We start from the raw sequence: 5701 nt of genomic DNA on the forward strand, positions 1-5701 counted from the left end.
TTTTTTACCATGAACACGGTCCTGGTTGTAGTGCAGCCCATACAACACTTCAAGATCAATCGGATCGGCAAAGGCTTCCATTTGTTCAACGGAAAAGGGAGGTTCCGGTAACGGTTTGGCCTGGCACGCCGTAGCGGCCAGCGCCAGCAGCAGAGTACAGAGTTGGCTGGGGTGTATCACGGTGTGTTCTCCTGTTGCGATTCGTCAGCATCTGGTGACTGTGGTTTTGGATAGCGACTGCTGGTTTTTGGAATCAGTGCGCTACGGCTTTCCCAAAGTTTGAGCATTTTGTGAAAATGCGAGTTTGCAACATAACGCCCCGTCTCTCTACCGGCATCCATCTGGATCTCCAATAACTCAAAAGGTGCATTTTCCGTGGCTTCTGCCAGTTGTAATCGCATGTAAGTGCGTGGAAATTTGCCGCCATTGACCAGAGGCTGCCAGATCAATCGTGCGAACGGGCTGTCAGGTGCGGTGTTGGCCCGGTTGTAACAGGCGAGCAGCAGGCGCTTGAGTGCCGGTTTGAGGGTGTTGTCTTTTAGATCGTCCCAGTCAAGATCTGCCGGGAGCGTCGTACGATTGTTCGTATAGTCTTTCCAATCCACTTGAGGAATATTCCGGTCGTAACAATACAGCCACAGGCACTCTTCCTTGTTCAGATCAATATAGATGAGTTTTTTATCCATCTGCTCCGGTGTGACCGGCAGTTGGTGCATCATCAATGCCGGCAGACCACACCAGGACAGTTCATTCCAGGCGACATCACCGCTGTCCTGTTCTATCTTTTTAGGGTGTGGCAGGTTTAATATTGAGGCAGCAGCCCGGGCGCTGGCGGTTTGGCTGTTAACGTATGCAATACTCACGTACCTGAATACGTCTACCGCAGTATTGCTGCGTTGGTCCTCAATCTGTTTGATCAGGCCTGCCAGTTTGGGTGAGGCACCGAGAGATTCTTGGCGGTACTCCTGAGCATGGGTGCTGTCGGTAAAGCCTTCCCACTGGTCGTCAAACACGACATAGGTATTGGAATACCATTGAGCCCGCCCCCAATGTTTCCAGTAAAACTGCCAGGCTTCGATGGCCAGGGACAATACGACGCCGCCAATAAACAATGCGTTCCCCAGTCCAGGGATGGCATTCAAACCGATCAATGGTGCCGCAAAGCCAAGTACCGTGGCACCATTGGCCACCATTCTGGTGACATTCAGCATAATGTCGCCTTCGTCGCCCAAAGCGGCACTGTGACTGACATCGGCGATGTTTTTAATGAGGGCGATGCAACTGCTGGCCACGCATAGACGATTGGCCCAGACCGCTGCCAATCCGGCGGTCGTGGCGAGTTTTCCAGCAGTGGCTCCGGTCAGCCAGCGGCTCAGACGATACCCCTGTCGGCCAAATGCAATACCAGAAGCCATCTGTACACCTACACCGATCTCCCGGCTCAGAAACCGGGCCATGGCACCCTCTGTCGCGCCTAATTTTTGTGACCAGAACCGTAACATACTGGGCACCGTCAGCAATCCCGAGGCGCGAGCCAGCTGAGTTTCGGCACTGGTGGCCAGTTTATAGGCAGCGCTGCGGAAGGCTTCTGGTGAAGGATCGTCCCAGTCCTTTTCGTTCATCTGCTGCATAAACGTAACGATGCCGATCACGCTGTCAATAAAGAACGCAGCGGTTTTCAGGTAGCCCTCAAACCGCACCAGTCGTGATGATGGATCACCCCAGGTGTTGCCCCCGTATACCCGTTCGGACAGTTGTTCCGCGCTCATCAGCCGCCGGAATTGCACGGGATTGCTGCCTGCCAGGGTTCGGTAAATAAACCGGCCCATACGGTTCAGTTCTGCGCGTCTGGAAGTCTGTACCAGGGTCTGGCTGGAAATCCGCAGCATGGTAAACATGTGCAGGCTGTACAGCCGGATACTGAGTTGAGTTTGTACTTTGACGTTGAGGCTGTAACGGACTTTGACCAATTGCCCGGCCAGATCGATGATCGCCTCTGCCAGTGCCGGAGTGCCAGGCCCACGCAGGAAGGTGGATTTAAAGGTCTGGTAACCCAGGCCCGCAGTTTTGGCGAGCAGGTTTTCAGAGGGTGAGTCGAATTCGGTACTGATAGCGGCTGTTGAAGCGGCGACTAAAAAATCACTGTTTTCCCGATCCCTATTTTCATTCCAGATTTCCTGGACCAGGGTTGTTAGCCACTCCTGGTTTACCGCAAAACTCAGCGCCGGCAGAAGCACATCATCCAGCAGATCGGTTTCCTCTGGATTAATCTTTTCCCCATCAGCATTCAGTTCCGGGGAGCGGTAACAGACGGACATTTGAGTCAACAGACTGCCGAAGGCTTCGTAAATCAGCCCCGTGTAGGGTTCACACAGAGTCTCAATCAGATCCTTAGGTGGTTGCCAGGTGCATTGAGGGATGGTGTGATGATAAGAACGTCGATCAGGGTTTTTTTCAAAAAACGCTGAAGCTTCATCCACCCACTGCACCGTTGCCAGCTGCTCCTGCTCGTCTACATCGTTTTGAGCCTCATGCCACTGGTGAATCTGATCGTGCAGACGTTGGTTGTTCAGGTAATCCAGCGCTTGGTCCCAGGCCTGCTGATAGGCATCGGCGGCCTGTTTGCACTGCAATTGATAACTGAACAGTCGTTGTTCATCCGTATCTCCGTGTGCAAGGGAAGGCACATAGGCTGGCTGGTAGATACAGCGATCAATTTCAATCTGCAGATCCTGCAACAGATCCGCGAGCTTCTGTTTTTCCTGCATATTATGGTCACTTGGGTTGAACGGACTGTCAATTGTGTGTTGAACCCAGCGTTGCAGCTCGCCGATCTGGAAAATGTCCTCGCGCTTTTTGACACTGACTTCGAGTAAGCGATCATAGCTGTGTTTGATCGCTTCACGGCATTGGGTCAGTTCGTGGGTGTACTGACGCAGATTGCGGGGAATACGCAGGGCTGTAGTATGTCCGGAAATCCAGGCACGGGTGCAAACAGACGTCTGATTGCTCTGGAAAGGCAGGCTATGAACGGATTTGATGGCCATTGATCCATAGCCCAGCGGCAGCATCATAAACCCATAGTAATAGCCTTCGGTCAGCTCAAAAAAGCTGGCCAGGTCAACCTCTCCGCAGTCATGATTGAAAAAGCTTTCCGCGTCCAGTCCAAGATCCGCCAATGCCTGGGTTTTCCAGGTTTCCTGGGTTACGGAACGATCGCTGACCAGACCAACGGCCTGTTGCATAAATGCCAGATGATCTGTTTCGTCGTAGCTGTACCAGGTGGCGACCATGGGATCCTTTACTACCGGCTGTTGTGGTTGCCTTGCCTGGGTACGCTCCAGTAACAACACATTGCCGGTGGCCGGATCGACCTGGAGGCATTGATCATGTTCACCTTTTTGCAGGAAATCGGGCTTTTGCAGGGTTGGATAACCATTGTCATCGGTATACATCAGGGCAACGGTAAACAATCCGAATAAGGCCCCATCCAACGCCATATTACCGAGCTCTTTTTCTTTCTCCGGATGGTAACGCCAGCACAGAATCTGGGTATTGCGATACGGTTCGCCATTTTCATTCTGAAACTGTGGTCGTACGGTTTTGGGAGGTTGTGCCAGCTGGTTGACATTGCCAGAGGTGTCGGGGCGGGGGTCAACCCCTGCACGCGCGAGATTGGCCGTAAGCGAATTGACGGCCAGCTGGCGATTTAGTTCTGCTTCTGCATCCAGGCTTTGGTATCGTTGTGGATACTCATCAAACTCCAGAGCATGTTGCTTCACATATTCCCATAATGCTTTACCGGCAGGCTGATAAAAACGGTGATCAATCAATCGTCTTAATCGTTGTTGCGGCCAGCTCTCCGCACCGGGACTGTCCTCTGGTACCAATCGCTCTTGTTCTTTGGCCACCCAGGCATCAACCACGCTGTCGTGTTCGAACAGTGCCAGACAATCCTGACTCACATGCGGTGGCTGACCGCTGGCATAGTCAGCTGCCCAGCTCATTTGTTCCATGGTGTAGTCCACCAAGGGCTGGCGACCATGATTGGCTTTCAGACGCTGTTCCATCCGAAACAGAAACAGTTCCGGTAACCATTGGCTGAACGGGTTTCGCCAGCTCAGCAGGGTTTGGCTTTCCGCCAATGGTCGCAGCTGAGTCATCCAGCGGTCCATGTTCCCCAACAGGGTTTCGCCACGGCCGCGCAGGCGATAACGCGCCTCATTGGCCTCGGCGTAACCGACTTTGGCGATCAACTCGCTGAGCTGATCGGTACTGAATAATTGCTCCAGAGGCTGGTTGCGTGTATAGCGCTGCCATAAAAATTTATAACGCTGGCTGGAGGAATCAGGATTATGTTCATCCATAACCCGGTGATAAGCGGTAAATTGCTGACCCGTGCGTTTCATTGATTGTTCAATGGCTTTTAACTCACTCAGCAATCTGGTAATACGTTGCTGAACCGGTAATTGCTCCGCAGGGTCGGAGAGCTTCTCCAGGTGGCGGTAGTCGGCGAGTAACTGTTCTATCAGGCGATGGCGGTAATCCAGAATATCCATGGTGTCGAATCCTTGTATAAAGCGTTTTCAGACTGGCATTGTAGGGGCGCGTTTGCGCCCGAAAGACTCAGGGGCTGTCAAAATTCCAGGGTGGTTGTTCGCAGGGTTTCAGGTGGTTGCAAAAATCTGCACCTCCCCCGTGTTTGGTCGATGCAAACATTTTTTTAATAGATTCGGGGTATAGTTCGGGATGGTCGTAGAATTCCGCTTTTGGTAATCCTAAATACGATATTTCGCTGATATAAGGAATTTCACTCAAATCATCAATTTCTGTCCATCCAACATTTAAATAGTTTAATGTTTGTAAGTCAGCCAGAACTTTGACTGAAGTAATGGGAGTATTTCCAAGACTAAGCGTTTGAAGTTTCGTTAATTGACTGATAACCGGCAGGTCTGCGTCTGTTAATGGAGTTCCTCCCGCTTTTAAATGACGCAGTTGCGAAAACTGTTTCAGCAATGGCCATTGTTTAAAGTCACTGTCCTCCAGTACCAATGCGGTTAAATTGATTGCCCTGGCAATAAAACCATAGTCCTTCAGTTTTGCGCCACGCAGATTCAGGTATTGCAGACTTTTGGGTAGTTTAAGTTTGCTGATATCGTCATCGGTAACGTTTTCCAGATACAGCTGTAATAGTCCCTCAGGTAGTTGAATGCGATTAACATCGGCAGGAATATTGGCACCGGATAACGTCAGGCTTTGCAGTTTGGGCAGACTGCTGCCATCAATGTTCAGTTGTTTGAAACGACTGTCACCGAGGTAGAGGTACACCAGTTCGGGTAGATCCTGGATGGTCAGGGTATCGATATCGACAGTATTCATGACCAGGTCGACCATCTGTTTAACACAGCCTTTTAATTCGATATCGCCAATGACTCTGGCTGCGCTGATTTCAAGATATTGCAGTGCCTGATAATCACAGAGACGCTGAGGATGAGTGAGTTTGGTGCGATAGAATGTGGCGGTCCATAAGGGTAGATCAGCAGACAGCAGGTTTAAGTCTAGGTGGTCGGTCTCGGCGTATCCTTCCAGACGTATCGAGTGTAGTTCTTGAAGGCGGCTGATTAGGGATAAATCATTGGGTGTTACTGACTCAATGTCGATATTGATTAAGTGCCCATCCTTATTCCAGGTGGGAAAAGTC

General features: G+C 51.1%; 3 protein-coding genes. All 3 read right to left on the reverse strand.

Features of this window, described 5'->3' with window-relative positions:
• A partial coding sequence (locus ACQY6I_RS03780; protein WP_428240141.1) for a hypothetical protein occupies positions 1-180 on the reverse strand: 180 nt, incomplete at its 3' end.
• Complete coding sequence (locus tag ACQY6I_RS03785) at positions 177-4559, reverse strand: hypothetical protein (RefSeq protein WP_428240142.1); 4383 nt, start codon at positions 4557-4559, stop codon at positions 177-179. The genes ACQY6I_RS03780 and ACQY6I_RS03785, both read right to left, overlap by 4 nt.
• Positions 4560-4626: 67 nt before the next feature.
• A partial coding sequence (locus tag ACQY6I_RS03790; RefSeq protein WP_428240143.1) for a leucine-rich repeat domain-containing protein occupies positions 4627-5701 on the reverse strand: 1075 nt, incomplete at its 5' end.

The organism is Gynuella sp. (assembly GCF_050297175.1).
Taxonomy (GTDB): domain Bacteria; phylum Pseudomonadota; class Gammaproteobacteria; order Pseudomonadales; family Natronospirillaceae; genus Gynuella.

Bases quoted from the DNA above. Each gene is read 5' to 3' on its own strand.
- ACQY6I_RS03785 (WP_428240142.1), bottom strand. From the start codon at position 4,559: ATGGATATTCTGGATTACCGCCATCGCCTGATAGAACAGTTACTCGCC.